Source organism: Rathayibacter sp. AC451, assembly GCF_979253095.1.
In genome coordinates, this window is the sequence record NZ_CEEDBD010000001.1 from 3,143,939 (window position 1) to 3,167,877 (window position 23,939).

Sequence of the window (23,939 nt, forward strand, 5' to 3'; positions counted from 1 at the left end):
CAGGCCTCCCCGCGCGGCTACTCGACCAGCGGGGCGTCGAAGCGCTCGCCCTCGGCACGGCCGGGCATCAGGAACCAGATCATCAGCACCACCCAGCCGGCGATCGGGATCAGGATGATCAGGAACCACGTCCCGCTCCGACCGACGTCGTGCAGGCGCCGCCAGATCAGCGCGAGCCCGGGGATCAGCGTCGCGAGCGCGATCAGGACCGACAGCCCGGTGACCCAGGGCGTCGAGAAGTCCGATCCCGTCGTGAACGGCGAGGTCGTGAAGGTGTACCGCGACAGCGACCCGTCGGCCCACCGCAGCAGCAGGTTGACGACCAGTGTCGCGAGGATGATCCACCAGTACTCCGCGCGGCTCGCGCGCCCGCTGAAGGTCGCGTACTTGCGGAAGAAGCGGGCGATCGCCTCCCCGGCGGGCGCTCCCGGGTAGGGCAGGTGCAGCGGAGGAACCGTGGTGCGGCTCATGCGGAAGCTCCGGAGTCGGTGGTCGTCTGGGCCATCCTCCGACGCTACGCCGCGGAACGCCGCGCGCCCTCCCTCGCGAGGGGGAGCGGACGTGCTCGGCAGCGGATCGCATCCGCTCGTACTCAGCGGAGCGCTCGAGACGACGCGGGACGGGGTGCGACGACCAGCGACGGCCCGGTCCGCGCCGACTCGTGCGCCGGGCGACATGCCAGTGGACGCAGGACGGGGTGCGACGACCCGCCAGGGCCCGGTTCGCGTCCCGTCGGGCACCCGGGCGCCTCGCGAGTGGAGGCGAAACGGGCGCCGGCGTCGGCTACGCGCTCACCCGCTCCGCCCGACCCTGCACCGGCGCCGCCGCGCGCCGCGCGCGCCACTCCACCAGCAGGCTCACGACGAGCCCGAGCGCGACGATGCCGAGCGCGACCCACGGCAGCGCGCCGAGGCCGCTGCCGTCGATGACCAGGCCGCCCACGATCGCTCCGCCGCCGATGCCGATGTTGAACGCCGTCGTCTGCAGGGCGGCCGCGAGGCTGCGCAGCTGGAACGACGCGGTCTTCAGCATCCGGGTCTGCAGCATCGCGGGGATGCCTCCGAACGCGATGTTCCAGACGATCGCCGCGACGACCACGAGCGCCGGCACTCCTGAGCCCGCCGCGAAGGACAGGCCCGCGAGCGCCGCGAGGACCGCGAGGGCCGCGACGACGAATCCGGAGCGGGGGAACCGGTCGGTCGCGAAGCCGGCGAGCACGAGGCCCACGGCACCCGCGCCGCCGAAGGCGAACAGCACGAGCGGGATCGAGTCGGGCGCGAACTGCGCCTCCTCGAGCCACGGCGTGATGTAGGTCGAGAGGGTGTTCTGGCCGATCAGCACCAGGAGGATCACGAGGCAGACGCCGAGGATCCGCGGCAGCGAGCGGTCCTTGCGCGCCGGGAGCCGGATCTCGCCGGTGCGCACCGGGACGATGTGCTCGACCGCGGGCAGGTAGCGGATGACGACGAGCGCGAGGATCAGCACGATCCCGCCGAGGATCGCGAACGTCGGACGCCAGCCGAACGCGTGTCCGAGCGCCGTGCCCACCGGCACGCCGAGCACGAAGGCCGCCGAGCCTCCGCCCGCCGTGATCGCCGTGGCCCGGCCGAGGTGCTCGGGAGCGACGAGGTGAGCGGAGTAGGCGGCGACGACCGCCCAGAACAGCCCGTGCGCGAGTCCGCCGAGGATCCGCGCGCCGACCAGCAGCTCGAAGGTCGGCGCGAGGGCGGCGAGGACGTTCGCGACCGCGATGACGCCCAGCGCGACCAGCACGAGGCTCTTGCGCGAGAAGCGCTGCGTGACGAGGGTCAGCGGAGTTGTCGCCACCACGACCGTCGCCGCGAAGATCGTGACCAGCTGGCCGGTGAGCGGGATGCTCACGCCGAGATCGCGCGACATGTCGGGGATGAGCCCGGTCGGCAGGAACTCGCTCGTCACCGACACGAAGATCGCGCCGGCCAGCGTGAGCAGGCCGATCCAGGGGAACACGGGGGTCTTGACGTCGGTCAACAGGGTCCAAGCGGGGGAGGGGCGGAGGGGGACCCTCCAGCGTCGCACGCCGGGGCGGCCCCGTGCGGGAGCCGACGGATTCTGGACAGCGGGTGTTCACCCGGGCGGGTCAGCCGGGGCCGGGCTGCGAGAGGTACGCGTGCCAGGCCGATTCCCCGTCGACCCACTCGATGCGCGCGTCGCAGACGGATCCCTCGGGATCGGTGAGGAGGATCCGGGCGGAGGTGGGGATGATGTCGGCGTGGATCGCGGGGGCGGGTGCCCGGACGGCGATCGGACCACAGCTCGCGGCCAGGGCGGCGAGGGCGGAGCGGTCGGTCGCCGGGAAGTGCTTCTCGAGTCGCGCGACGGAATCGACCGCGGACAGGTCGTCGGCGAGGATCGCGGCGACCCGCTCGTTCTCGCCGTCCGGAGGGACGTCGTGGCCGCGATCCGCCGCGAGCGTCGCGATCGCCGTCAGGACCCCGCCGACGAGGAGCACCGACGCGCCGCCCACCGCCCACCAGCGCTCACGCATGCACGGATCGTTGCGCCTGCCGTCGTCGACCGCAAGTGCGGACTTCCCGCGCGTGTTCCGCCGACCGCTGTCGTGGACCTACGGTCGTAACCATGCCCACGTCCGTCGCCCGCCGCCGCCTCGCGATCTTCGCCTTCATGCTCGTCTTCGGAGTCGGGATGGCGTCGTGGGTCGTCCGCACGCCCGCCGTCCGCGACCTCCTCAGCGCCTCGACCGCGCAGATGGGGCTCGTGCTGCTGGGTCTCTCGGTCGGCTCGATGACCGGGGTGCTCTCCTCCGCCGCGATCGTGCGCCGCCGGGGAGTGCGCTTCACGGTGACGATCGGCGGCCTCTCGTTCACGAGCGGAGTGGCGCTCGTCGGCCTCGCCGCGAACCTCTCGTCGGCGCCGGGCGTCTTCGTCGGCCTGGCGCTCGTGGGCCTGGGCATCGGCGTGTCCGAGATCGCCCTCAACCTCGAGGGCGCGGCGCTCGAGGCGGTGTCGGGCCGCTCCGTCCTGCCCGCGCTGCACGGCTGCTTCAGCCTCGGCACGGTGATCGGCGCCGTCGCGGGCATCGGACTCACCGCCGTCGACTTCCCCGTCCTCTGGCAGCTGCTCGCGGTCGCGGCGCTCAGCCTGGCGCTGCTGGTCACCGTGATCCGCTCGGTGCCGAGCGACACCGGCAAGATCGTGCCCGGCACGCCCGGAGAGCCGGCGGCCGTGCGCACCGGCGGTCCGGTCTGGCGGCAGCCGCGCGTGCTCGCGCTCGGCGCGATCGTGCTCGCGCTGGCGCTGGCCGAGGGCTCGGCCATGGACTGGCTGCCCCTGCTGATGGTCGACGGCTACGGAGCGACCGCCACGGTCGGCACCATCGTGTTCGCCGGCTTCGCGGCCGCGATGACCGTGGGCCGCTTCGTCGGCGCTCCGCTGCTGGCCCGGTTCGGCAACGTCGCCGTGCTGCGCGCGAGCGCCCTGGTCTCGGCCGCGGGCATCGCCGTCGTCGTCGTCGCCGACAGCGCCGCGATGGCCGGAGTCGCGGTCGCGCTCTGGGGACTGGGCGCGGCGCTCGGCTTCCCGGTCACGCTGTCGTCGGCCGCCGACAGCGACGACCCGACGGCCACGGTCTCGGCCGTGGCGACCGCCGGCTACGTCGCGTTCCTGGTGGGTCCGCCGCTGCTCGGGTTCCTCGGCGAGCACTTCGGGCTGCGCGGGGCGATGATCGTGGTCCTCGTGCTGGTCGCGGCGGTGTCGCTGCTGACGGGAGCGGCGCGTCCGCGCGCGACCTCCGCTGCGGAGCCGGTGGCCGAGGCGGCCTGACGCGGACTTCTGCACCGGAGGCGGCGCATCGAGCGGCGGCGTCGGAGGTGCCCGGACGGGCCTCGGAAGTGAGGCTCCGCGACGCGATCCGGCGATTCTCGCCCTGATCTCCGCGCTCGGACTTCGTTGTGCAGGCCGAGTTGTTCGCAACCGAGGTCAGGAGCTGCTCGAACGGCTCGAACGGACTCCGCGAGGCCTACTGGCCTCGGTTACGAACAGGAGCAGAGGGCGGCGAGGCGGGACGCGGATGCGTGCCGGTCGAGTAGCGCCGGAGGCGCGTATCGAGACCCCCGGCTACGATATCGGCGGCCTGGGCCGGCTCAGTCGAGCGTGTACGCGCGCCCGTTGATGAGGAGGGTGTCCGAGGAGCTGTCGACGCCGCGGTCCTCCGACGTGTTCGACGTCTCGGCGGCGGCCGCCGTCTGGGCGGCGACGCCCGACGTGAGCAGGAGTCCGGCCGCGAGGGCGGTGATCATCTTCGTGCGGTTCATCGGCGTCGTCCTTGGCGTCGTGGTGTCGGCCGCACTCCGGGTCCGGAGGCGTCGTGCGGGCGAGACCACGGTCGGAGTCGAGGAGGGCCCTGGGTCGTTGCTGTGACCCGTCTGTGCGTCGTTGCGGCGGAGCGGCCGAGCCGCTCTCCACCCTATGTTCACCTCGCCATCCGCGGAAGAGCTGCGGCGGCTCACTCCGCCTCGGGTGGGAACACCACGCCCTTCTGCAGCACGAAGCAGCCCCACGGCGCCGGATCGAGCACGTGCACGACGGCGAACGCCGACCGCGCGCGCTCGTAGAACTCGAGCCGCGGGATCACGCCCCACTCGAGCGGCCGCGGGTGCGCGCGTCGGGCGATCGCGAGCACCGCGTCCTGCTCGGGAGTCGTGACGGACGGGTCGCCGTCGACCTCCATCCGCTCGAGCGGGGTGTCGACGAAGACGTCGAGCGGGAAGACGCTGAGCACGGCGCTCATCGCCCGGCTCATCGTGGCCTCGCCGAGGTGCACGACGGGCAGACCGGTGGCGACGGCCGGGAAGTTGCGGTCGACGAGCAGCAGCTGATCGCCGTGGCCCATGTCGTCGAGCAGGTGCAGCAGCGCGCCCGAGAGCAGCGGATCGACGCCCTTCAGCACGGGAGCGCCTCCGCTCGGCCGGCAGTGCAGGGCGCGGTCGGGCGCCGGGAAAGGGATTCCACGGGTCGTTCTCCTCATCGTCGAGTCGAAGTGGCTCGGAATTGGCGAACCGGTTGACAGGCTACCGAACCACGTGCCACCGTGCCATCAGCAGCTGCACCGGATGTCCCGCGCCAGCCGCTCAGCCGGCCCGCCGCCCGCTGCCGTTCACCGCCGAACACCTCCCTGGGAGCGACATCGATGTCCCGATCCTCACGACGACCCGTCCGAGCGTGGATGGTCCTCACCGCTCTCGCCGCCGTCGTCCTCGTCGCCGCGGCCTTCAACGTGAAGGTCGTGAGCGCCTCCGACGCCGACACCGCCGCGTCCGAGGGGCAGCTGGATCCCGCCGCCTACGCCGCCGAGCGCTTCGACGACATCGCCGCGCAGGTCGAGGACGAGGCCGTCCCGCTGGCCGACCTGCTCGCCCGGCTCGAGGGCGGCGCCGACGAGGCCGAGTTCGGCAACACGTCGGGAGCGAGCAGCGCCTACGCGTTCCCCGTCACCTTCACCGCCGTCGCCGGCACCGCGACTCCGCCGATCCTCCCGGTCACCGTCGAGGGCGTGCCCGCCGAGACGACCGTGCAGGTGCAGATCGGCCCGGCGCTCAACGGCACGGCGCTGCGCGACGTCACCGGCGAGATCTCGTTCAACGAGTTCACCAACCAGCTCGAGTACCAGAACGTGTCGACCGAGCTGAACGACCTCGTGCGGACCGACGTGCTCGAGGGCTTCGACGCCGCGGCTGCCGCAGGGAAGACCGTCGAGGTCACCGGCGCGTTCCTCCGCGTCAATCCGCAGCTCGTGTCGGTCGTCCCCGTCTCGATCGAGGTGATCGGATGACCGGCGAGGTCGTGATGCGCGCCGTCGGCATCACGAAGGTCTACGGGGCGACCCGGGCGCTCAAGGGCGTCGACTTCGAGATCCGGCGCGGATCCGTCACGGTGCTCTTCGGCGAGAACGGCGCGGGCAAGTCGACGCTGATGAAGATCCTGAGCGGAGTCGAGACCCCCACGGCGGGCACCCTCGAGCTCGACGGCGAGCCGCTGCAGCTGCGCGGCACCGTGGACGCGGTCGAGAAGGGCATCGCGATCATCCATCAGGAGCTGAGCCTCGCCCCGAACCTCAGCATCCAGGACAACATCTTCATGGGGCGCGAGCTGGCCCGCGGCGGGCTGATCATCGACTCCCGGACGCAGGCGTCGCAGACCGTCGAGCTGCTCGCGCGGCTGCAGGAGCCGCTGGACCCCAAGACGCTGGTCGCCGACCTGCGTCTGGGCCAGCAGCAGCTCGTCGAGATCGCCCGGGCACTGGCCGGTGACGCGCGGGTGCTCATCATGGACGAGCCCACCTCCGCCCTCAGCGGCAGCGAGGTCGAGGTGCTCTTCGGAGTCATCCACGACCTGACCTCGCGCGGCGTCGCGATCGTCTACATCTCGCACCACCTCGAGGAGGCGCTCGAGATCGCCGATCACGCGGTCGTGTTCCGCGACGGCGAGCTCGTCGCCCGCGGCGACCGCCACGAGATCGACATCAACTGGGTGATCGCGAACATGGTCGGCCGCAACGCCGACGACCTGAACCCCGATCTGCTCGAGACGTTCGGCGAGCCGGTCCTCGAGATCGACGGCGTGAGCGTCGCCGATCCGTCGAACCCCAGCCGCCTCAGCGTCGACCGGCTCAGCCTGACGGTGCGGGCCGGGGAGATCGTCTGCCTCTACGGCCTGATGGGCGCAGGCCGCACCGAACTGCTCGAGGCGGTCGCCGGGCGACTGGCCCTGCGTGACGGGGACGTGCGCCTCAAGGGCGTCTCGGTGAAGGGACTCGACGTCCGCCGGCGCATCGCCCGCGGCCTCGCGCTCGTGCCCGAGGACCGGCAGCGGGACGGACTGGTGCAGACCATGTCGGTCGGCGAGAACCTCTCGCTCGCGTCGCTGCTCGACTTCGTCCGCGGCGGCTTCCTCCGCCGCGGCCCCGAGCGCGCCTCCGTCGACGCGGGCGTGCGCGACGTGCGGGTGAAGACCGCCGGACCGCAGGCCTCCATCACCTCGCTCTCGGGAGGCAACCAGCAGAAGGTCGTCATCGGGAAGGTCCTGATGACGCAGCCCGACGTGCTGCTGCTCGACGAGCCCACCCGCGGCATCGACGTCGGAGCGAAGGCCGAGATCTTCGCGCTCATGGCGCGGGAGGCGCGGCGCGGACTGGGCGTCCTCTTCGCGACGAGCGAGATCGGCGAGGCGCTCGGCGCCTCCAACCGCGTGATCGTGCTGTCGAAGGGGCGCATCGTGCGCGAGTTCGACCCCCGCACCGCGGAGCGGGACGACGTCATGGTCGCCAGCGGCGAGACCCATCAGGACCCGGAAGAAGAGGCGGCACACCGATGACCAGCAGCACCAAGGCCGCGACGAAGCGCGACTTCGACCTCGGCGCGCTCCTCCTGGAGGGGCGGGCGTTCATCGCCCTGATCGCGCTCATCATCATCTTCTCGCTGCTCTCGGACGCCTACCTGACGCTCCCGAACCTCATCACGATGACCCGACACGTGGCGATGAACGCGATCCTCGCGCTCGGGATGCTCTTCGTGATCCTCAAGGGCGGCATCGACCTCTCGGTCGGCTCGACGGTCGGGCTCTCGGGCGTCGTCGCCGGGGTCCTGCTGCAGGGGCTGCGGATCGACGCGCTCGACGTGGTCCTTTATCCCAAGGTCTGGGTCGTCGTCCTGTGCTCGCTGCTCGTCGGCTCGCTCGTGGGCCTCGTGAACGGCCTGCTCGTGACCCGGTTCAACGTGGCTCCGTTCATCGCGACGCTCGGCATGCTCTACATCGCCCGCGGTGCGGCGCTGCTGATCTCGAACGGATCGACGTACCCGCGGCTCCAGGGCGACGAGTCGCTCGGCAACACGGGCTTCAACCTGATCGGCGGCGGCCGGGTGCTGGGGATCCCGATGGCGATCTGGATCATGATCGTCTTCGCCGTCATCGCGCTGATCGTGCTGCGCAAGACGCCCTTCGGCCGCTGGGTCTACGCCACCGGAGGCAACGAGCGGGCCGCCGAGCTCGCCGGCGTGCCGACCAAGCGGGTCAAGATGAGCGTCTACATCATCAGCGGCTTCTGCGCCGCGACCGCCGGCCTGATCATCTCGTCCGAGCTGACCGCCGCCGCCCCGCAGACCGGCGAGAGCTTCGAGCTCAACGCCATCGCGGCCGTCGTCATCGGCGGAGCGGCGCTGACCGGCGGCCGGGGCAACGTGCGCGGAGTGCTGCTCGGCGCCTTCGTGATCGGGTTCCTCAGCGACGGCCTGGTCATCGTCGGGGTCTCGACCTTCTGGCAGATCACCATCAAGGGCGCCGTCATCGTGCTCGCCGTGATGCTCGATCAGACCCAGCAGAAGATCACGCGCAACAAGAACGCCGCACTCGCCTCGTCGAAGGGCGCTCCAACCGAGCCGCCCGCGACGGGGAGCGACGACACGCGGGCGGGCGCCTCCGCGCCCGTCGGGAAGCTCTGACCGGCAACGGCGTCGGTCAGCACAGAGAAACGAAAGGTACCGGACACATGATGCGACGCAAGCTCGTTCTCGCCACCGCGACCGTGGCGGTCGCCGCCCTCGCGCTCGTCGGCTGCTCCTCGGGGGGCGGCACGGAGACCAGCGGTGGAGGGGAGTCCAGCGCCAGTGAGGCGGGCGGTCTGATCGCCATCATCACTCCGCCGCTCGAGAACCCCTTCTTCAAGGCCGAGGCGGACGCGGCCCAGGCCGAGGCCGAGAAGCTCGGCTACGAGACCTCGGTCGCGTCCCACGACGACGACCCCAACCGCCAGAGCGAGCTCATCGACTCGGCGATCAGCCAGAACGCGAAGGCGATCATCCTCGACAACGCGGGCGCCGACGCCTCGATCGGCCCGATCCAGAAGGCCGAGGACGCCGGAGTCGCGGTGTTCCTGGTCGACCGCGAGATCAACGCGACCGGCATCGCCAAGTCGCAGATCGTCGCCAACAACGCGCAGGGCGCCGCGGCCGTGGCCGAGGAGTTCGTCGCGGCGCTGCCCGACGGCGGCAACTACATCGAGCTGACCGGCAAGGAGTCGGACACCAACGCGGGCGTGCGCTCGGAGGCGTTCGCCAGCGTCGTCTCGCAGTACCCGCAGCTCGTGCAGACCGCCAAGGAGACCGCGAACTGGAGCCAGGACGAGGCCTTCTCGAAGGTCGAGACCCTGCTGCAGCGCGACCCCGACGTGCAGGGCATCATCGCCGGCAACGACACGATGGCCCTCGGCGCCGTCGCCGCGGTCGAGGCCGCGGGTCTGATCGACCAGATCAAGATCGTCGGCTTCGACGGCAGCCCCGACGCGGTCGAGGCGATCAAGGCGGGCAAGCTCGTCGCCACGGGCCTCCAGCCCGCCGTGCTCATCTCGCAGCTCGCGGTGCAGCAGGCCGACGCCTACCTCACCGACGGCGAGACCGGCGAGGACGAGAAGCAGTCGATCGACTGCATCGTCATCAACGCCGCGAATGCGGAGTCGTACACGCTGTTCGCCCTGGAGTAAGAGGAAGCGGGTTCCGCTCGGGAGCACCCGTTCCTCGCTCCGACGCCCTTGCGGGTGGTCGGGGCGAGGGGCGGGTGCTTCTGCGTGTGGGGATCCGGCCGGGTCGGCAGGGGCGCGCGGCCCCTCGGATCCTGCCGCGTCCGACGGCAGGACGACGGACGGCCCCGGCGCTGGTGCACCGGGGCCGTCCGTCCGCTCGCGGGTCAGACCCGCTTCAGTGCGATCGGTGCGCTCGTGGTCGTGTTGCCGTCGGTGTCGACGGCCTTGGCGGTCACGGGGTAGGTGCCCACGGCGAAGCCCGCCGTGTTCACGGCGAGGGAGTAGCGGCCGTCCTCGCCGAGGACGGCGTCACCGAGCTTCGTGGTGCCGACCCAGTAGCTGACTCCCGCGACGCCCTTGTCGTCGGAGGCGACGGCGACCAGGGTCACGACTCCGGTGACCGACGAGCCGGTGGTCGGGGCGACGATCGCGACGGTCGGTGCCGAGGAGCCGACGGGCGCCGGGGTGGCGGTGGCCGTCGCGGTCGGCGCAGGGGACGGGGACACCGTGGGGGTCACGGTCGGCGTCGGCTTGCCGGGCTTCGGCTTGCCGTTGCCGGGCTTCGCGGTGGCGGTGGGCGTCGGTGTCGGGGTGGGCGTCGGGGCCGCGGTGATGGTCGGCGTCGGCGCGACGGTCGGCGCAGGCGTGACGATCGGAGTCGCGGTCGGCGTCGCTGTCGGAGCCGGAGTGGCGGTCGGCGTCGGGGTGGCGGTCGGAGACGGAGTCGCGGTCGGGGGCTGGGTCGCCGTCGCTGTGGGCGTCGGCGTGGCCGTCGGCGTCGCGGTCGCGGTCGGCATCGGAGTAGCGGTCGCCGTCGGGGTCGCGGTGGCCGTGGGGGTAGTGGTCGGGGTCGCGGTGGCCGTGGGGGTAGCGGTCGGGGTGGCGGTAGCCGTCGGAGTCGCCGTGGGGCTGGCGCTGGGCGTCGGGGCGGCTGTCGGGGTGGCGCTGGGCGTCGGGGTGGCCGTCGGAGTCGTGGCCGCGACGACAGTCAGCTGGATCGGCGCACTGGTGCCGGTGTTGCCGGCGGCGTCGCCCGCCTTCGCGGTGACCGTGTAGGTGGTCCGGGCGAGCGTCGACGTGTTCAGCGGGAGCCGCCATGTGCCGTCCGAGGCGAGGGTCGCGGTGCCGAGACGCGTGGTGCCGGCGAAGAAGCCGACTCCGGTGACGGCGACGTCGTCGGAGGCGCGTGCGACGAGCGTCACCGTGCCGGAGACCGAGCTGCCGGAGGTCGGAGAGGTGATCGCGACCGTGGGGGCGGTGCGGTCCAGCGGGGCCGCGGTGGCCGTCGGGGCGGGGGTGGCGCTCGCCGTCGCGGTCGGCACCGGCGTCGCCGTCGGAGTGGCGGTGGCGGTCGGCACGGGCGTCGCGGTCGGCGTCGGCGTCGCCGTCGCGGTGGCGGTCGGCGCCGGCGTCGCGGTCGGCACGGCCGTCGGGGTCCCAGTGGCGGTCGGGGTGGGCGTCGCCGTGGGCGCCGGCGCTGCGACGTCGTCCCAGATCCCGGCGAGGTACGCCGTGGTCGGCTTCGTGCTCAGCGCGTCGAGCTGGGCGGCGGTCATCGATCCGAGCGTCGGGTCGACCGTGAAGCCGCCGGTCGTCGCGGTCTTGCCGGTCATGTTCGTGCGGGTGTTCACCACGGTGTCCCACAGCGGCTGGAGGGAGCCGATGAAGGTCGAGTCCGAGGCGTCGACGTTGCCGCCGCCCGAGCCCTGGACGGCGCTGAGGCTGCCCGGACCGTTGATGGCCCCCGCGTATCCGGCGCCGCCCGCGAGGAACGGGTAGCGCTGGACGGTGGCGGCGCCGCCGAGCAGGAGCGCCTCCTGGAAGTCGACGTTCTTCACGCCGCCGATGATGGTGGCGCTGTTGTTCGAGGCGAACACGACGGTGTCGCGCACGGTGACCTGACCGGTCACTCCGCCGCCTTCGATCTGGAGCGTGTCGGTGTGGGGTCGAGCGGGACCGGTGCCGCCGTAGACCGCGTCGACGTAGTAGGAGGGAGCGATGTAGCCGCCTTCGACCAGCACGTCGCTCATGATGTCCGGCGCGTACGCCTTGATCTGCGCAGAGTCGCCGTTCTTGAGCTTCGACTCGGGGGCGACGACCTCGATCAGCTCGACGTCCCGCACGGGGATGCCGGCCGAGGCGGCGAGGCCCGTCCAGTTGTCGTTCACCCGCAGCCAGGCGAAGGAGGAGTGCGTCGCGCCCTTGACGTCCAGCGAGGCGATGTCGAAGCGCAGGAGCGTGATGCCGGTGACGGCACGCAGAGCCCAGGCGCCGCCGGTCACCGATCGGAAGCCGTCGCGGGCGGTGATGAGCACCTTCGTGGTCCCGGCGTTCCGGTAGCCGTTCAGCGCCGACAGGTCGGCGATGTGCCCCGGAGCGACGCGGATGACCGCGCCGGCCGCGATCTGCGCCGTCGTGAGGGCGTCGAGCGCCCGGCGGATCGCGAGACCCGAGGCCGCCACGTCGACGACCGTGAAGCCGGAGTAGGAGGAGCGGATGTCGGGGGTGTCCGACGGGTAGTGCGTGCCGTCCGGCCCGAAGGACGAGGACTCGGCGGCCGAGGCGGGTGCCGCGGTCTGGAGTGCCGCCCCCGTCACGGCGATCCCCGCGGTCAGCGCGATCGCCAGAGCGCGCAGGACGGCCTTCCTCCCTCTCGTCGAGGGCGATGCCGGTGCCGTCGGCCTCCGGTGGGGCGACGTCGTGGCGGGAGTGGCTCTGGCCATGTGCGGTGTCCGATCGACTCGTGCTGGGGCGGGGGAGGGGTCGCCGGAGCGCGTCGTGGCGGAGGCTTCGACGTGCGTCACGGACCGGGCCCCCTCAGCGGGGGGAGGACTCCGGCTGCGCGCGTCCCTCCCTCGGGGGCGGGGTCGGACGTGCGCTCCGTGGCTACCTGCGGTGACGCTATCCGCCGCTCCGAGGCCAGCAGGGCGGGTGAAAGGAAGCTCCGCGATCGGGGCCCTCGAAGGCGGGTGGCGATCGACGTGAGGCCGTCATCGGAGACCCTGGATGACCCTCGTTCGGGCCGCTCGATCGCAGTGTTCCCGGGCCGTGCGGACTCGTCGCCCGAGAGTGACGGGCGCCACGAGCACCGGGGTCACCGCGCCAGCGCCGCCAGCTCCGCGCGGTTCCGGGCCCCGGCCTTCCGCAGCAGGTTCGACACGTGGAACTTCGCCGTGTTCTCGCTGATGCCGAGGTCGTCGGCGATGCGGTGGTTCGAGGCGCCGAGGGTGATCAGGTGCAGCACCTCGCGCTCGCGGGCGCTGAGGTCGGCGAGGTCGAGGCCGTCGGGCTGAGCGGGCGGGTCCAGTGGCAGGCGGATCGACAGGGTCGAGCCCCAGCCGGCGGTCGAGGCGATGCCGAGGTCGCCGTCGAGACCGCGCACGCGCTCGGCGATGGGGCGGAGGGCCTCGTCGCGGGCGGTGAGCTCGCCGCGGCCGTCGTCGCGGATCTCGATCAGCAGGTTCAGGCCGTCGCAGTCCCACTGGATCCGCACGCGCCGCGTCTGCTCCGACTCGACGAAGGCGAGCACGGCGCTGCGGACGATCGCGCGGGCCGCGTGGGCGACCTCACCGGGCAGGGCGCGGCCGTTCGCGGGCGGCTCCACGAACTGCACGTCGAGGTCGCCGAACCGCACGAGCGGGCGCAGGTCGCTCCGGAGGCGCGCGAAGGCGCCCACGACCGGCTCGAGCATGGCGCTGCGCTGCTCGTCGGTGGCGGTGCGCAGCTCGACCAGGGCGTTGGCGGCGATGTCGATCGCGACGGCGCGGGCGGCGCGGTCGTCGAGGCGCTCGGCGCGCAGGGCGGCGAGGACCGACTCCAGAGCGACCGCGTGCCGGTCGGCCTGCTCGGCGACGGTGCGGGCGTGCTCGAGCAGCAGCGCGCGGGAGGCGGGGGAGGAGTCCATCCGACGAACCTACCCGTCCTATCCGTCGAGGAGGCCGCCTACTCGAACGGGTAGGCGGGCCTGCTCCATCAGGGGGCCGACTCCGCCGACCGGTGCGCGCAGGCTGGAGTCATGCCCGACATCGAGGACCCCACCGCTGACCCCGCGAAGGCTCTGGCCGTGATCGTCGCCGAGGTGACCGCGGCGGCGACGTCCCTCACCGAGGACGACCGTCTCGAGCCCGTCGCCGCGCTGCTCGCCGACGCCGACCGCGTCTTCGTGCACGGCGCGGGCCGATCCGGTCTCGCCCTGCGGATGACCGCCATGCGCCTCATGCACCTCGGTCTCGTCGTGCACGTGGTCGGCGACGTCACCACCCCCGCGATCCGCGAGGGCGACGTGCTGCTCACGGCGAGCGGCTCCGGCACCACGGGCGGCATCGTCCGCGCGGCTCAGTCGGCCGTGGACGCCGGAGCGCGCGTGGCCGCGATCACGACGGCCGCGGGATCGCCGCTGGCCGGGCTCGCCTCCGCGGTCGTGATCGTGCCGGCGGCCGAGAAGCTCGACCGCTCCGGCACCGCCTCCGCCCAGTACTCGGGCGGGCTCTTCGAGCAGGTCGTCGTGCTCACCGGCGACGCCCTGTTCCACGCGCTCTGGAAGCGCCGCGGCGAGAGCGCCGACGAGCTCTGGCCGCGCCACGCGAACCTCGAATGACCCGCGCACTCCCCGCACTCCCTACAGAAAGCAGAACCTCATGAAGCTCCAGTTCGCCATGGACACCCTCAGCACCGAGGCCGCCCTCGAGCTCGCCGCCGCCGCGGCTCCGCACGTCGACATCCTCGAGCTCGGCACCCCCCTCATCAAGAGCGAGGGCCTCTCGGCCATCACCGCGATCAAGGACGCCCACCCCGACAAGATCGTCTTCGCCGACCTCAAGACCATGGACGCCGGCGAGCTCGAGGCCGACATGGCGTTCAAGGCGGGCGCCGACCTGGTGACGGTCCTCGGAGTCGCCGGCGACAGCACGATCGCGGGTGCGATCGCCGCCGGGAAGAAGCACGGCAAGGGCGTGGTCGTCGACCTCATCGGAGTGCCCGACAAGGCCGCCCGCGCCCGCGAGGTCGTCGCCCTCGGCGCCGAGTTCGTCGAGATGCACGCCGGCCTCGACGAGCAGGCGGAGGAGGGCTTCACCTTCGACACGCTGCTGCGCGACGGCGAGTCCTCGGGCGTGCCGTTCTCGGTCGCGGGCGGAGTGAGCACCGCGACGATCGAGTCGGTCCAGTCCGCGGGCGCCGTGGTCGCCGTCGCGGGCGGCGCCATCTACGGTGCGCCGGACGTCGGCGAGGCCGCCGCGGCGCTCCGCGCGAAGATCTCGTAGCCGGGTCGGGGCCGCCCCCGCATCTCCGCTCGCTCGACTCTCCAGAAGTTGTCGTACTCGAGCTCGAGTACGACAACTTCCGCGGAGTCGCCGGGCCTGTCCTCCCCGCAGCCCGCGCGTGCGCGCCCACTCCTCACAAGTCGTCGTACTCGAGGCCGAGTACGACGACTTCTGCGGACTCGCCGCGCGGACAGGGTCGCCGCACCCGCCTCACCGGTCAAGCCCCTCCCGGCCCGCCGCTCCCCGCGATTGCCTGGAGGACCCGACACGACAGGAGCACCCTTGCATCCCAGCACCACCCGCATCGCCCCCATCGAGACCTACTCCGACGACGACGGCTGGCACAACCGCATCGCCGACGCCCGCGTGCCGCTGACGCACCACGCCGACCGCGACGAGGCCGAGCGCGAGGGCGCCCAGATGGCCCGCCAGCGCGGCGGCGGCCACGTGGTCCGCGACTGACGCGCTCCCGACAACCGTCCCTTATCGCTCCGTCTCCCGCACGGTCAAGTCTCTGTCCGGCCCCGCCGCCCCCGGCCTAACGTTGCCCGTCGTGCCGTCCGACCCCGGGTGCGCACGCGACGAGAGGACGACATGGCGACCACGAGTGGCCCCACGGCACACGCAGGCAGGCCCGACGCGGGCGCCGACGGACAGAAGCTGAAGCGCCGCATCACCGGCCCCCTCCTCTTCTTCTTCATCCTCGGCGACGTGCTCGGCGCGGGCATCTACGCCCTGATGGGCACGCTCGCGAACGAGGTCGGCGGCGCCGTCTGGATGCCGCTGCTCCTCGCGCTCGGCCTCTCGCTGCTGACGGCCGGCTCGTACGCCGAGCTGGTCACGAAGTACCCGAAGGCGGGCGGCGCCGCGGTCTTCGCCCAGCGCGCGTTCCGCCGTCCGATCGTCTCGTTCCTCGTCGGGTTCGCGATGCTCGCGGCCGGAGTGACGAGCGCGGCGGGTCTGTCGCTCGCCTTCGCCGGCGACTACCTCGGCACCTTCCTCGACGTGCCCACGGTGCCCGCCGCGATCGTGTTCCTGATCCTCGTCGCGTGCCTCAACGCCCGCGGCGTGGCGGAGTCGCTCCTCAGCAACACGGTCATGACCGTGATCGAGGTGAGCGGCCTGCTGATCGTGATCGCGTGCGTCGCGCTCCTCGTGGCGGGCGGCGGCGGAGACCTCTCGCGCACCGTCGAGATCGGCGGCGAGCAGGGACCGGCCCTCGCCGTGCTCGGCGGGGCGATCATCGCCTACTACTCCTTCGTCGGCTTCGAGACCTCGGCCAACGTCGCCGAGGAGGTCCGGGATCCCAGCCGCGTCTACCCGCGCGCGCTCTTCGGATCGCTCCTCGCCGCGGGCGCGGTCTACGTCCTCGTCGGCCTCGCCTCCTCGATCGCGCTGCCCGCCGACGAGCTGAGCGGATCCTCCGCCCCGCTGCTCGACGTCGTCACCGCCTCGGGAGTGGGCGTCCCGGCCTGGCTCTTCAGCCTCATCGCGCTGATCGCGGTCGCCAACGGCGCCCTGCTGACCATGATCATGGCCAGCCGCGTCACGTACGGCATGGCCGAGGAGCGGCTGCTCCCCGCCGTGCTGAGCAAGGTCCTGCCGAAGCGGCGCACCCCGTGGGTCGCCATCGTCGTGACCACCGTGGCCGCCTGCCTCCTGACCCTCGTCGGCGATCTGGCGACGCTCGCCGAGACCGTCGTGCTCCTGCTGCTGCTGGTCTTCATCAGCACCAACGTCGCGGTCCTGGTGCTGCGCCGCGACCGCGTCGAGCACGAGCACTTCCGCGTCTGGACGGCGATCCCGGTCCTCGGAGTCGCGTCCTGCGTCCTCCTGCTGACCCAGCAGGACCCGATCGTCTGGGCCTACGGCGCCGCCTTGCTGGGCGTCGGAGCCGTCCTGCACCTCGTGACGAAGCGCCGGAGCGAGCGCGGCGAGCGGGTCCGCGACCGCGACTGAGCGAGGGACTGCAAGGGTCTCGAGACGCCGCCGCGCGGCCCGAGCCGTCGTCCCTGTACGGAACCGAGGTCGGGAGGGCTCGCGGGGCCCGCTCGAGTCGTCCGGGCCGCTCCCGACCTCGGTTGCGTACCGCTCGGCCTGCACATCTCAGGCTGAGCGCGGAGATTCGAGCGGACAACCGCGGATTCTGGTCGATGAGCCTGAGTTGTGGGGCTCGCCGGAGGCGGTGGGTCTCGAGACGCCGCCGAGCGGCTACTCGACCAGCGAGGAGTACCCGCTGATCGAGTAGCCGTCAGCCGCAGCGCGGCCGCTCAGCAGCTCCGAGCCGGATACGACGCGGTCGTCGTCGCCGATGCGGCAGCGCCGTCGACGGTGGCCGAGGCGACGACCGTGGCCGAGGCCGCCGGCACCGAGCGCGCCCGCGTCGTGAACGCCTGAGCGGAGCTCGCTCCCGGCGCCACCGTCGCGACCGACTTCGCTCCCCAGGCCGTGGTGACCTGCAGGGCGACGGGCACCGTGCTCGTGTTCGTGCTCGTGACCGTCAGCACGACCTTCCCCGAGACGCAGCGTGTCGAGGCTGCCGCCTGCACCGTCAGCGCCGGGGCCGCCGACACCGTGGTCGGAGTGCCGAGCGAGACGGGGGCGATCGTCACCCGGTCGATGTTCGGGGCGAACGCGGTCGCGTTGCTCAGGACGATCGGAGCCGTGCCGGTGGTCAGCGCGACCGGGATCGTCCGCTCCCAGAAGCTGTTCCACGAGATCGTGTAGCGGAAGTACGCGCTGCCGGAGGTGCCGGCGACGCCCTTCTCGCTCACGTCGATGCGGCGGTCGACGACCTGCGGGTTGTAGTCGTGGCGTCCGCTCAGCTCGGCGTTCGAGTAGGTCACGGCGACGTCGTACAGTCCCGCCGCGGCGATGCCCGCGGTGCGCGGGATCTCGATCGTGTTGCCCGCGCCGTTGCCGACCCAGCCGACGTACCGTCCCGAGACGTTCGACCCGGTGCTCGCGTCGAGGGAGGAGGCCGCGGCCGTCCCCGTCAGCGTCGCGTTCTCGGCCTCGATCGTCACGGCGGCGGAGTCGGCCGAGGCCGCGCGCGTCGTGGTCACCGTGCTCAGCAGCACGCCCGAGGGCGAGCGCAGCTCGATCTCGTTGATGCCCTGCGAGAGGTGCAGGCGTGCGGTCGAGACCCAGTGGCCCGCCGCGTCGGCGGTGACGCTGGTCACCGGTCGGCCGTTGACCGAGACGTCGATCCTCGAGGCGGCGGTCGTGCGGTAGTCGAGCGCCACGTCGTAGTAGCCGGTCTGCCACGCGTTCGCGTAGACGTCGGCGCGCTGTTCGCCCGAGATGCTCGCGGAGCCGCGGGCCCCTGGGCGGTCGTAGACCATGGAGGCCCCGCCGGCGTAGCGGAGGGTCGAGGCCGGGTAGACCGTCGTCTCGCCGTCGGTGATGTCGGTCAGCAGGAGCTTGTCGAGCGTGATGTCGGCGTTCGGGAGGACGGTGGTGCCGTTCTCGCTCGCGCGCAGCGAGAGCACGTGCTGCCCGGCGGTGAGCTGCACGGTCACCTCCGTGCTGCCGCGGTACTGCCACTTCTGCGTGCTCGTCAGCGCCAGGTCGGCCGTGTACTGCACGAGCTGGTTCTTCGCCCCGTCGACGAAGAGCGCGTGCTGCCCGGGAACGCCGGGCGTGGCTCCGATGACCTGGAACCGGTAGGTGCCGTCCCGGGGCACCGTGACGGTCCAGTCGGCCTTCGACGACACGTTGTTGAAGCCGCCGACGTCGCGGCCTCCGGAGGCGAGGAACTTCCAGCCTCCGCCGTCGGTCGGGTTCTGCGTGTACACCTGAGCGCCGGTCAGAGCGGTGCTCTCGGCCTCGATGCTCGTCTGCCAGACCGGGGTCGTGGTGACGACGCGGTCCTGGGTCGGAGTGATGACCACCTGGTAGGCGGCGTAGCGGTCGTAGCCCGGGATCGACAGATCGAGCGAGCCCGAGGCGAGAGCCGCTCCGTCGAGCGCCGCGACCACGCGGGGGGTGCCGTGCAGACCCTGGGCGCCCGAGAGGGTCGCCTCGCGGACCTCGACGTCGACGCTGGTGCCGAAGATCGCGGGATCGAGGCCGTCGAGGTCGAGTGCGACGTTCCCCAGGTCGGCGCCGCCGTACAGCACGGTGGCGCGCTTGTTCACGGTGTCGACCGCTCCGATGCCCTGGAGTGTGTCGGCGACGTCCAGCTGGGGCGGAGTGACGGCGACGGTGTCGGCGCCCTCGAGGTCGCCGTACCACTTGAACATCCACCAGCCGGCGTTCGCGGCGTTGGCCCGGGCGCTGTTGTCCGAGAGGTTGCCGGCGTAGTTCCAGTAGGCCGTCTGCGCGTCGACCTTCTCGTCCTCGAACATCGCGAGCCACTGGATGAGCTGACCGGGCGTGCCCATGTCGCGCAGCATCCCGTACTCGGTGATGTTGATCGGGATGTCGGCGATGCCCCTGGCGTCCTCGAGACCGCGGTAGTGCTCGAGGTGCGAGCGGAAGGTCGCGAGGTTGTCGATGCCCAGCTCGTGCCAGATCATGATCTGCGGCAGCGTGCCCGACGCCTTCGCGTGGTCGAGGAAGTCGGCGGTGCGGACGGGCTGGTAGGCCGCGTCGCCGGGACCGCCGACGCGCGCGGTGCCGAGTCCGTGCCGCGCGTAGACCTCCTGGATCTTCTCGTAGGCGGCGTCCCAGTCGGCCAGGAAGGTGTCCTTCAGCGCGCCCCAGTCGTTGTACCAGTTGCCGCCGTCGGGCTCGTTGAACGGGATGTGCACGTAGTCCTCGGGGCGGTCGGACTGCGTCGCCACCGCCTCTGTCACGAACTCGACGATCTCGAGGTAGTCCCACACCCCGTTGGGCGTGCTCGTGTACGTGCCGGTCGCCTGGTCGTAGGTGCGGGTGTCGCCCGGCCGTCGGCCGCCGTTGTACGCCCAGTCGGGGTAGTAGTCCTGCGTGTAGATGTACATGTCCTCGCCGTGCTTCGCGAAGAAGCCGTCCTCCACCTTGAGCGAGTCACCGCTCGGGTGCTGGGTGCCGTACGGCGCCTTCTGCGAGGTGTTGGTGATGTGCGCGCCGTCGATCAGCGCCTGGGTGGGCGCTCCGGCGTCGCCGAAGCCGTAGAGCGTGCCGGTGGCACCTCCGCGGAAGGCTCCGGTCGACTGCGAGAAGTCGACCGCGAGGGTCTCGGTCCCGTCGGCGGCGGAGGCGGGCGCGACGGCCGCGAGGCCGAGGCTGCTGAGTGCGACGCCGGCGGCTGCGGCGCAGGCGATCGTTCTGGAGGCTTTCTTCATCGAATGCTCTTCCCGTGAGGCGGGGCCGGCACGGACGTGCCGGCGGGGGAGAGGATCCGGCCGGTGCCGGGGCGGGCGCGGCGCTCGGACCCTCAGGGAGGGACGATAGCGATTTCATGCGGGGATGACCAGCACTTCGTGAAATCGCTACCAGGACTCGCCCGCCCCCGTGACCGCGGGGTAGATAACGCTTTCATCACACGCTTGCGCTTTCGTGAAATCGGTATCAGTATCTCCCCAGTCCCGAATCCGGGGCGACGCCCTTCCCACTCCACGACGACGAGGAGCTCCTGTGCCCGAGCAGCTGACCTGGGGGACCCGCGAGGGTCTCCGCCTGACCTTCGACTGCTCGCCCGGAGCCCCGGTCGCCCTCGTCGCCCTCGAGGCGGCCGACGTCCGCCTGGAGGCGACGCACGTCGCTCCCTTCTTCGAGATCACCACCGCCGCCGCGGGTCACGACCCCGCGACCTCCCGCCTGACCCACACCCGCATCGGTGCGGCGATGCGCTACGTGTCGCACCGCGAGAGCCTCGTCGACGGAGTCGCCGTCCTCGAGATCGAGGCCGAAGCGCCGTCGTTCGGCGTCGTCGCCCGCGCGGTCCTGCGGCAGGTCGCCGGAGTCGCGGCGGTCACCTCCGAGGTCGCGGTCGGAGCGCTATCGCGCCAGGTGCTGCGCTCGGTCGCGTCCTGGAGCGCCGACCTCGGCGCGGCATCGGGCGCCGACGGCAAGGACGCCTTCACCCGCTGGTCGCTGCTGCGCGGTGAGAACGACTGGCTGGGGGAGGGGCGCTGGCGCACGGCGCCGGTCCGCGATTCCGGATTCGTGACCCTCCGCGAGGACATCACCGGCCACGACCCGCGCGGCGCGGTCGGCGCCGTCTCGACCGGCAGCTGGTCCACCGGGTCGCACCTCCCCGTCGGCGGGCTGATCGCCCCCGACGCCGCACTGCTCTGGCAGATCGAGCACAACGGAGCGTGGCGCTGGGAGGTGGGCGAGGACATCGACGGCGGAACGCTCGCCCTCACGGGCCCGACCGACCTCGACCACGGCTGGATCCGCGCCCTCGAAGCGGGGGACGTCTTCACGTCGGTCCCGGTGACCGTGGCGCTCGGAGCCACGGCCGACGCCGCGGTCTCCGCGCTGACGCACCACCGCCGCGCGAACCGCCGCTCCCACCCCGACGACACCGCCCTGCCCGTCGTCTTCAACGACTACATGAACACCCTCGACGGCGACCCGACCACCGCGAAGCTGCTGCCGCTGATCGACGCCGCCGCCGACGCGGGAGCCGAGATCTTCTGCATCGACGCCGGCTGGTACGACGAGAGCGGCGTGCCCGGCGGCTGGTGGAGCAGCGTCGGCGAGTGGCAGCCGTCGGCGAAGCGCTTCCCGGGCGGTCTCGGCGAGGTCGTCGAGCGGATCCGCTCCCGCGGACTCGTCCCCGGTCTCTGGCTCGAGCCGGAGGTGATCGGCGTCGACAGCCCGAGGGCCGGCCGCCTCCCCGACGACGCGTTCCTGCAGCGGTCCGGCGTCCGGATCGAGGAGCACGAGCGCTTCCACCTCGACCTGCGCCACCCCGCCGCCGTCGCCCACCTCGACGAGACGGTGGACCGTCTGGTCGCCGACTTCGGCGTCGGCTTCTTCAAGTTCGACTACAACATCGACGCGGGCCCCGGCACCGATGCGGCCTCCGACTCCGTCGGCGACGGACTGCTGGGCCACAACCGCGCCTACCTCGCCTGGCTCGACGCGCTGCTCGACCGGCACCCGGCCCTCGTGATCGAGAGCTGCTCCTCGGGAGCGATGCGGCAGGACTGGGCCGTGATGTCGCGACTGCAGATGCAGTCGACCTCCGACCAGCAGGACTTCCGCCTCTACCCGCCGATCGCGGCCGCGGCGCCGATGATGCTCCTGCCGGAGCAGGCGGCCAGCTGGGCCTACCCGCAGGCCGACATGGACGACGAGGAGATCGCGTTCTGCCTGGTCACCGGGCTGCTCGGCCGCTACTACCTCTCGGGCTACCTCAACCGCATGTCCGAGCCGCAGCTCGCCCTCGTGCACGAGGCCGTCGCCGCAGCCAAGTCGCTCCGCACGGCGATCTCCTCGGCCACCCCGCGCTGGCCGCTCGGCCTGCCCGGCTGGACGGACGACGCGATCGCCCTGGCGCTGCGCACGGACGGCGAGCACCTCGTCTCCCTCTGGCGCCGCGCCGGGACCGAGGACGTCGTGCTGCACCTCCCCGAGCTGATCGGGCGGGACGTCGACGTGTCGGTCGTCTTCCCCGTGACCCTCGCGGCGTGGGGCACCGAGTGGGATCCGGCCGCCGGCCGCCTCACCGTCCGCCCCACCGGTTCCGGCCCCTCCGCCCGCACCCTCCGACTGTCCCTCCGCACCACCTGACCCCCACCCCTGCCGGGTCCACCCGTCCCGGCGTACCCTCTCTCCACACAGAAAGCTCGAGTATTTCGATGAAGAAGTCACTCCTCAGCGCGGCCGTCCTCACGGCCGCCTCCGCTCTCCTCCTCGCCGGCTGCAGCGACCCGAGCGCCGGCACGGGCGGCGGCTCGGCCGCGCCCGCGTCCTGGCCCGCGCAGGACGCCGACCTCGAGGGCACCGAGCTCACCATCTGGGCCGCGCAGAACTCGAACACCGTCCCCGAGTCGGTCGTCGAGGGCTTCGAGGAGCTCACCGGCGCGTCCGTCGAGATCGAGACGATCCCGGACCCCTACGAGCAGGGCGTGCAGACCAAGGTCGCCACCGGCGACAAGCCCGACCTGGCGTTCTGGCAGCCGACCGCCTCGCAGCTCACCGCGCTCAACGCGACCACCAACCTGCAGAGCCTCGACGGAGCCCCCTGGCTCGAGGACGTCGACCCCGCGCTCGCCGACATCACCGGCACCCTCGACGACACCCGCTACGCGGCCCTCATCTCGACCCCCGCGGTCGAGGGCGTCTACTACAACAAGAAGGTCTTCGAGGAGAACGGCATCACCGAGCTCCCCACCGACTGGGCCTCGTTTCTCCGAGACCGCGCGCCAGCTGAAGACCGCGGGCGAGACGCCGTTCTTCGAGATGGGCGCCGACCGCTGGGCCACCCAGTGGTGGGTGCAGGTCCAGCTCGCCGACGCCGCGGCCGACGGCCTCTGGGACCGCGTGAACGCGGGCGAGGAGAAGTTCACCGACCCGACCATCCAGGGCGCGATCGACTCCTACAAGGGCCTGATCGACGAGGGCCTGTTCAACGAGGACATCAAGACCGCCACCTTCGAGGACCAGGGCGCCGCCCTCCTCGCCGGCGACGCGGCCATGGTCGTCCAGGTCAACTCCTTCTTCGGCCAGCTGCAGTCGCTGTCCGACACCGAGACCCTGAACGACACCGTCGGCTTCTTCCCGATCTCGCCCTCCGGCAACGTCGGCACCTTCATCCCCGACCAGTCGAACGCGCTCGTCGCCTTCGCCACTGGCGACGCGGAGAAGGAGGCGGCCTCGCGCCAGCTCCTCTCGTACTGGCTGGGCGACGGCTACGCCGACTTCGTCGAGGCGCAGAACACCATCTCGCTCGAGCCCTCGGTCGCCACGCCCGATACCGTTCCCACCGCGCTCATCTCGGTCAGCGAGTCGGTCGGCACCTCGGTCGGCTCGATGCAGGCCCAGGCCATCGCCAACCCGGACCTGTACATCTTCCTCGCCGACATGATCCAGGGCACGAAGACCCCGGAGGAGGTCGCGCAGGCGACGCAGGACCAGTTCGCGCAGCTCGCGAAGGCTCAGGGAGCCACCGGCTTCTAGCCACTCGACGCGGGGGCCGGCCGTCCTGCGGCGGGCCCCCGCTCCTC

General features: G+C 72.1%; 19 protein-coding genes and 1 pseudogene. 12 read left to right on the forward strand and 8 right to left on the reverse strand.

Annotation, left to right across the window (positions count from 1 at the left end; translation table 11 throughout):
- Window positions 1–17: 17 nt before the first annotated feature.
- The 3 genes from AC0CID_RS15055 to AC0CID_RS15065 form a co-directional block, all read right to left on the reverse strand.
- A complete protein-coding gene (locus tag AC0CID_RS15055; protein ID WP_207407794.1) occupies window positions 18–470 on the reverse strand; it encodes a DUF805 domain-containing protein in 453 nt (150 codons plus the stop codon).
- 313 nt (window positions 471–783) lie between these two features.
- Window positions 784–2,010, reverse strand: coding sequence for an MFS transporter (locus AC0CID_RS15060; protein ID WP_465227437.1), 1,227 nt, complete (start codon window positions 2,008–2,010; stop codon window positions 784–786).
- A gap of 109 nt (window positions 2,011–2,119) precedes the next feature.
- Complete coding sequence (locus tag AC0CID_RS15065; protein ID WP_465227438.1) at window positions 2,120–2,527, reverse strand: hypothetical protein; 408 nt, start codon at window positions 2,525–2,527, stop codon at window positions 2,120–2,122.
- Window positions 2,528–2,619: 92 nt separating this feature from the next.
- On the opposite strand from AC0CID_RS15065, the gene AC0CID_RS15070 reads away from it, so the two are divergent.
- Window positions 2,620–3,822, forward strand: coding sequence for an MFS transporter (locus AC0CID_RS15070; protein ID WP_465227439.1), 1,203 nt, complete (start codon window positions 2,620–2,622; stop codon window positions 3,820–3,822).
- A 320-nt stretch (window positions 3,823–4,142) separates the two neighbouring features.
- On the opposite strand, the gene AC0CID_RS15075 is transcribed toward AC0CID_RS15070, so the two are convergent.
- Together AC0CID_RS15075 and AC0CID_RS15080 are read right to left on the reverse strand one after the other, a co-directional pair.
- On the reverse strand, window positions 4,143–4,313 hold the full coding sequence (locus tag AC0CID_RS15075) for a hypothetical protein (protein ID WP_465227440.1): 171 nt from the start codon (window positions 4,311–4,313) through the stop codon (window positions 4,143–4,145).
- 191 nt (window positions 4,314–4,504) lie between these two features.
- Window positions 4,505–4,948 carry an RbsD/FucU family protein gene (locus tag AC0CID_RS15080; protein ID WP_465227441.1) on the reverse strand — a complete coding sequence of 148 codons (444 nt, stop codon included), beginning with the start codon at window positions 4,946–4,948 and terminating at the stop codon, window positions 4,505–4,507.
- A 276-nt stretch (window positions 4,949–5,224) separates the two neighbouring features.
- Here AC0CID_RS15080 and AC0CID_RS15085 point away from each other — a divergent pair, with 276 nt between their 5' ends.
- From AC0CID_RS15085 to AC0CID_RS15100, 4 genes are read left to right on the forward strand one after another with little or no spacing between them, the layout of a single operon-like run.
- Window positions 5,225–5,830 (forward strand): DUF2291 family protein, encoded by a 606-nt coding sequence (locus AC0CID_RS15085; RefSeq protein ID WP_465227442.1) that lies wholly within the window; start codon window positions 5,225–5,227, stop codon window positions 5,828–5,830.
- On the forward strand, window positions 5,827–7,371 hold the full coding sequence (locus tag AC0CID_RS15090; RefSeq protein ID WP_465227443.1) for a sugar ABC transporter ATP-binding protein: 1,545 nt from the start codon (window positions 5,827–5,829) through the stop codon (window positions 7,369–7,371). The genes AC0CID_RS15085 and AC0CID_RS15090 overlap by 4 nt, the downstream gene beginning before the upstream one ends.
- Window positions 7,368–8,495 carry an ABC transporter permease gene (locus AC0CID_RS15095; protein WP_465227444.1) on the forward strand — a complete coding sequence of 376 codons (1,128 nt, stop codon included), beginning with the start codon at window positions 7,368–7,370 and terminating at the stop codon, window positions 8,493–8,495. The genes AC0CID_RS15090 and AC0CID_RS15095 overlap by 4 nt, the downstream gene beginning before the upstream one ends.
- A 47-nt stretch (window positions 8,496–8,542) precedes the next feature.
- Window positions 8,543–9,532 carry a D-ribose ABC transporter substrate-binding protein gene (locus AC0CID_RS15100; protein ID WP_242683503.1) on the forward strand — a complete coding sequence of 330 codons (990 nt, stop codon included), beginning with the start codon at window positions 8,543–8,545 and terminating at the stop codon, window positions 9,530–9,532.
- A gap of 203 nt (window positions 9,533–9,735) precedes the next feature.
- Here AC0CID_RS15100 and AC0CID_RS15105 read toward each other — a convergent pair whose 3' ends face one another.
- Entirely contained in the window at window positions 9,736–12,294 is a 2,559-nt protein-coding gene (locus AC0CID_RS15105) for an Ig-like domain-containing protein (RefSeq protein ID WP_465227445.1), read from the reverse strand.
- A 371-nt stretch (window positions 12,295–12,665) separates the two neighbouring features.
- Window positions 12,666–13,475 carry a LuxR C-terminal-related transcriptional regulator gene (locus AC0CID_RS15110; RefSeq protein WP_207407654.1) on the reverse strand — a complete coding sequence of 270 codons (810 nt, stop codon included), beginning with the start codon at window positions 13,473–13,475 and terminating at the stop codon, window positions 12,666–12,668.
- 111 nt (window positions 13,476–13,586) lie between these two features.
- On the opposite strand from AC0CID_RS15110, the gene hxlB reads away from it, so the two are divergent.
- The 4 genes from hxlB (at window position 13,587) to AC0CID_RS15130 (ending at window position 16,791) form a co-directional block, all read left to right on the forward strand.
- A complete protein-coding gene (gene hxlB / locus AC0CID_RS15115; RefSeq protein WP_465227446.1) occupies window positions 13,587–14,168 on the forward strand; it encodes a 6-phospho-3-hexuloisomerase in 582 nt (193 codons plus the stop codon).
- Between the two features lie 40 nt (window positions 14,169–14,208).
- Complete coding sequence (gene hxlA, locus AC0CID_RS15120; RefSeq protein WP_465227447.1) at window positions 14,209–14,832, forward strand: 3-hexulose-6-phosphate synthase; 624 nt, start codon at window positions 14,209–14,211, stop codon at window positions 14,830–14,832.
- A gap of 282 nt (window positions 14,833–15,114) precedes the next feature.
- A complete protein-coding gene (locus tag AC0CID_RS15125) occupies window positions 15,115–15,294 on the forward strand; it encodes a DUF2188 domain-containing protein (RefSeq protein ID WP_465227448.1) in 180 nt (59 codons plus the stop codon).
- Between the two features lie 132 nt (window positions 15,295–15,426).
- On the forward strand, window positions 15,427–16,791 hold the full coding sequence (locus AC0CID_RS15130; protein WP_465227449.1) for an APC family permease: 1,365 nt from the start codon (window positions 15,427–15,429) through the stop codon (window positions 16,789–16,791).
- 311 nt (window positions 16,792–17,102) lie between these two features.
- On the opposite strand, the gene AC0CID_RS15135 is transcribed toward AC0CID_RS15130, so the two are convergent.
- Window positions 17,103–20,102, reverse strand: a complete 3,000-nt coding sequence (locus AC0CID_RS15135; RefSeq protein ID WP_465227450.1) for a hypothetical protein — start codon at window positions 20,100–20,102, stop codon at window positions 17,103–17,105.
- A 292-nt stretch (window positions 20,103–20,394) separates the two neighbouring features.
- Between AC0CID_RS15135 and AC0CID_RS15140 the strand changes: the two genes are divergently transcribed.
- The 3 genes and pseudogenes from AC0CID_RS15140 to AC0CID_RS15150 all read left to right on the forward strand — a co-directional run bounded on the left by AC0CID_RS15140 (window position 20,395) and on the right by AC0CID_RS15150 (window position 23,892).
- Window positions 20,395–22,503: a glycoside hydrolase family 36 protein gene (locus AC0CID_RS15140; RefSeq protein ID WP_465227451.1), complete on the forward strand. Its 2,109-nt coding sequence runs from the start codon at window positions 20,395–20,397 to the stop codon at window positions 22,501–22,503.
- Between the two features lie 68 nt (window positions 22,504–22,571).
- Window positions 22,572–23,090 (forward strand): annotated as a pseudogene (locus tag AC0CID_RS15145) (extracellular solute-binding protein); the annotation flags it as partial.
- An 85-nt stretch (window positions 23,091–23,175) separates the two neighbouring features.
- Entirely contained in the window at window positions 23,176–23,892 is a 717-nt protein-coding gene (locus AC0CID_RS15150; RefSeq protein ID WP_465227452.1) for a hypothetical protein, read from the forward strand.
- The last annotated feature ends 47 nt before the right edge of the window (window positions 23,893–23,939 follow it).

Excerpts from the sequence above, each read along its gene's own strand:
- AC0CID_RS15085 (WP_465227442.1), top strand. The coding sequence starts at position 5,225 with ATGGTCCTCACCGCTCTCGCCGCCGTCGTCCTCGTCGCCGCGGCCTTC.
- AC0CID_RS15110 (WP_207407654.1), bottom strand. The coding sequence starts at position 13,475 with ATGGACTCCTCCCCCGCCTCCCGCGCGCTGCTGCTCGAGCACGCCCGC.
- AC0CID_RS15090 (WP_465227443.1), top strand. The coding sequence starts at position 5,827 with ATGACCGGCGAGGTCGTGATGCGCGCCGTCGGCATCACGAAGGTCTAC.
- AC0CID_RS15095 (WP_465227444.1), top strand. The coding sequence starts at position 7,368 with ATGACCAGCAGCACCAAGGCCGCGACGAAGCGCGACTTCGACCTCGGC.
- AC0CID_RS15130 (WP_465227449.1), top strand. The coding sequence starts at position 15,427 with ATGGCGACCACGAGTGGCCCCACGGCACACGCAGGCAGGCCCGACGCG.
- AC0CID_RS15135 (WP_465227450.1), bottom strand. The coding sequence starts at position 20,102 with ATGAAGAAAGCCTCCAGAACGATCGCCTGCGCCGCAGCCGCCGGCGTC.
- hxlA (WP_465227447.1), top strand. The coding sequence starts at position 14,209 with ATGAAGCTCCAGTTCGCCATGGACACCCTCAGCACCGAGGCCGCCCTC.
- AC0CID_RS15075 (WP_465227440.1), bottom strand. The coding sequence starts at position 4,313 with ATGAACCGCACGAAGATGATCACCGCCCTCGCGGCCGGACTCCTGCTC.
- AC0CID_RS15150 (WP_465227452.1), top strand. The coding sequence starts at position 23,176 with ATGGGCGCCGACCGCTGGGCCACCCAGTGGTGGGTGCAGGTCCAGCTC.
- AC0CID_RS15100 (WP_242683503.1), top strand. The coding sequence starts at position 8,543 with ATGATGCGACGCAAGCTCGTTCTCGCCACCGCGACCGTGGCGGTCGCC.
- AC0CID_RS15105 (WP_465227445.1), bottom strand. The coding sequence starts at position 12,294 with ATGGCCAGAGCCACTCCCGCCACGACGTCGCCCCACCGGAGGCCGACG.
- hxlB (WP_465227446.1), top strand. The coding sequence starts at position 13,587 with ATGCCCGACATCGAGGACCCCACCGCTGACCCCGCGAAGGCTCTGGCC.
- AC0CID_RS15070 (WP_465227439.1), top strand. The coding sequence starts at position 2,620 with ATGCCCACGTCCGTCGCCCGCCGCCGCCTCGCGATCTTCGCCTTCATG.
- AC0CID_RS15055 (WP_207407794.1), bottom strand. The coding sequence starts at position 470 with ATGAGCCGCACCACGGTTCCTCCGCTGCACCTGCCCTACCCGGGAGCG.
- AC0CID_RS15065 (WP_465227438.1), bottom strand. The coding sequence starts at position 2,527 with ATGCGTGAGCGCTGGTGGGCGGTGGGCGGCGCGTCGGTGCTCCTCGTC.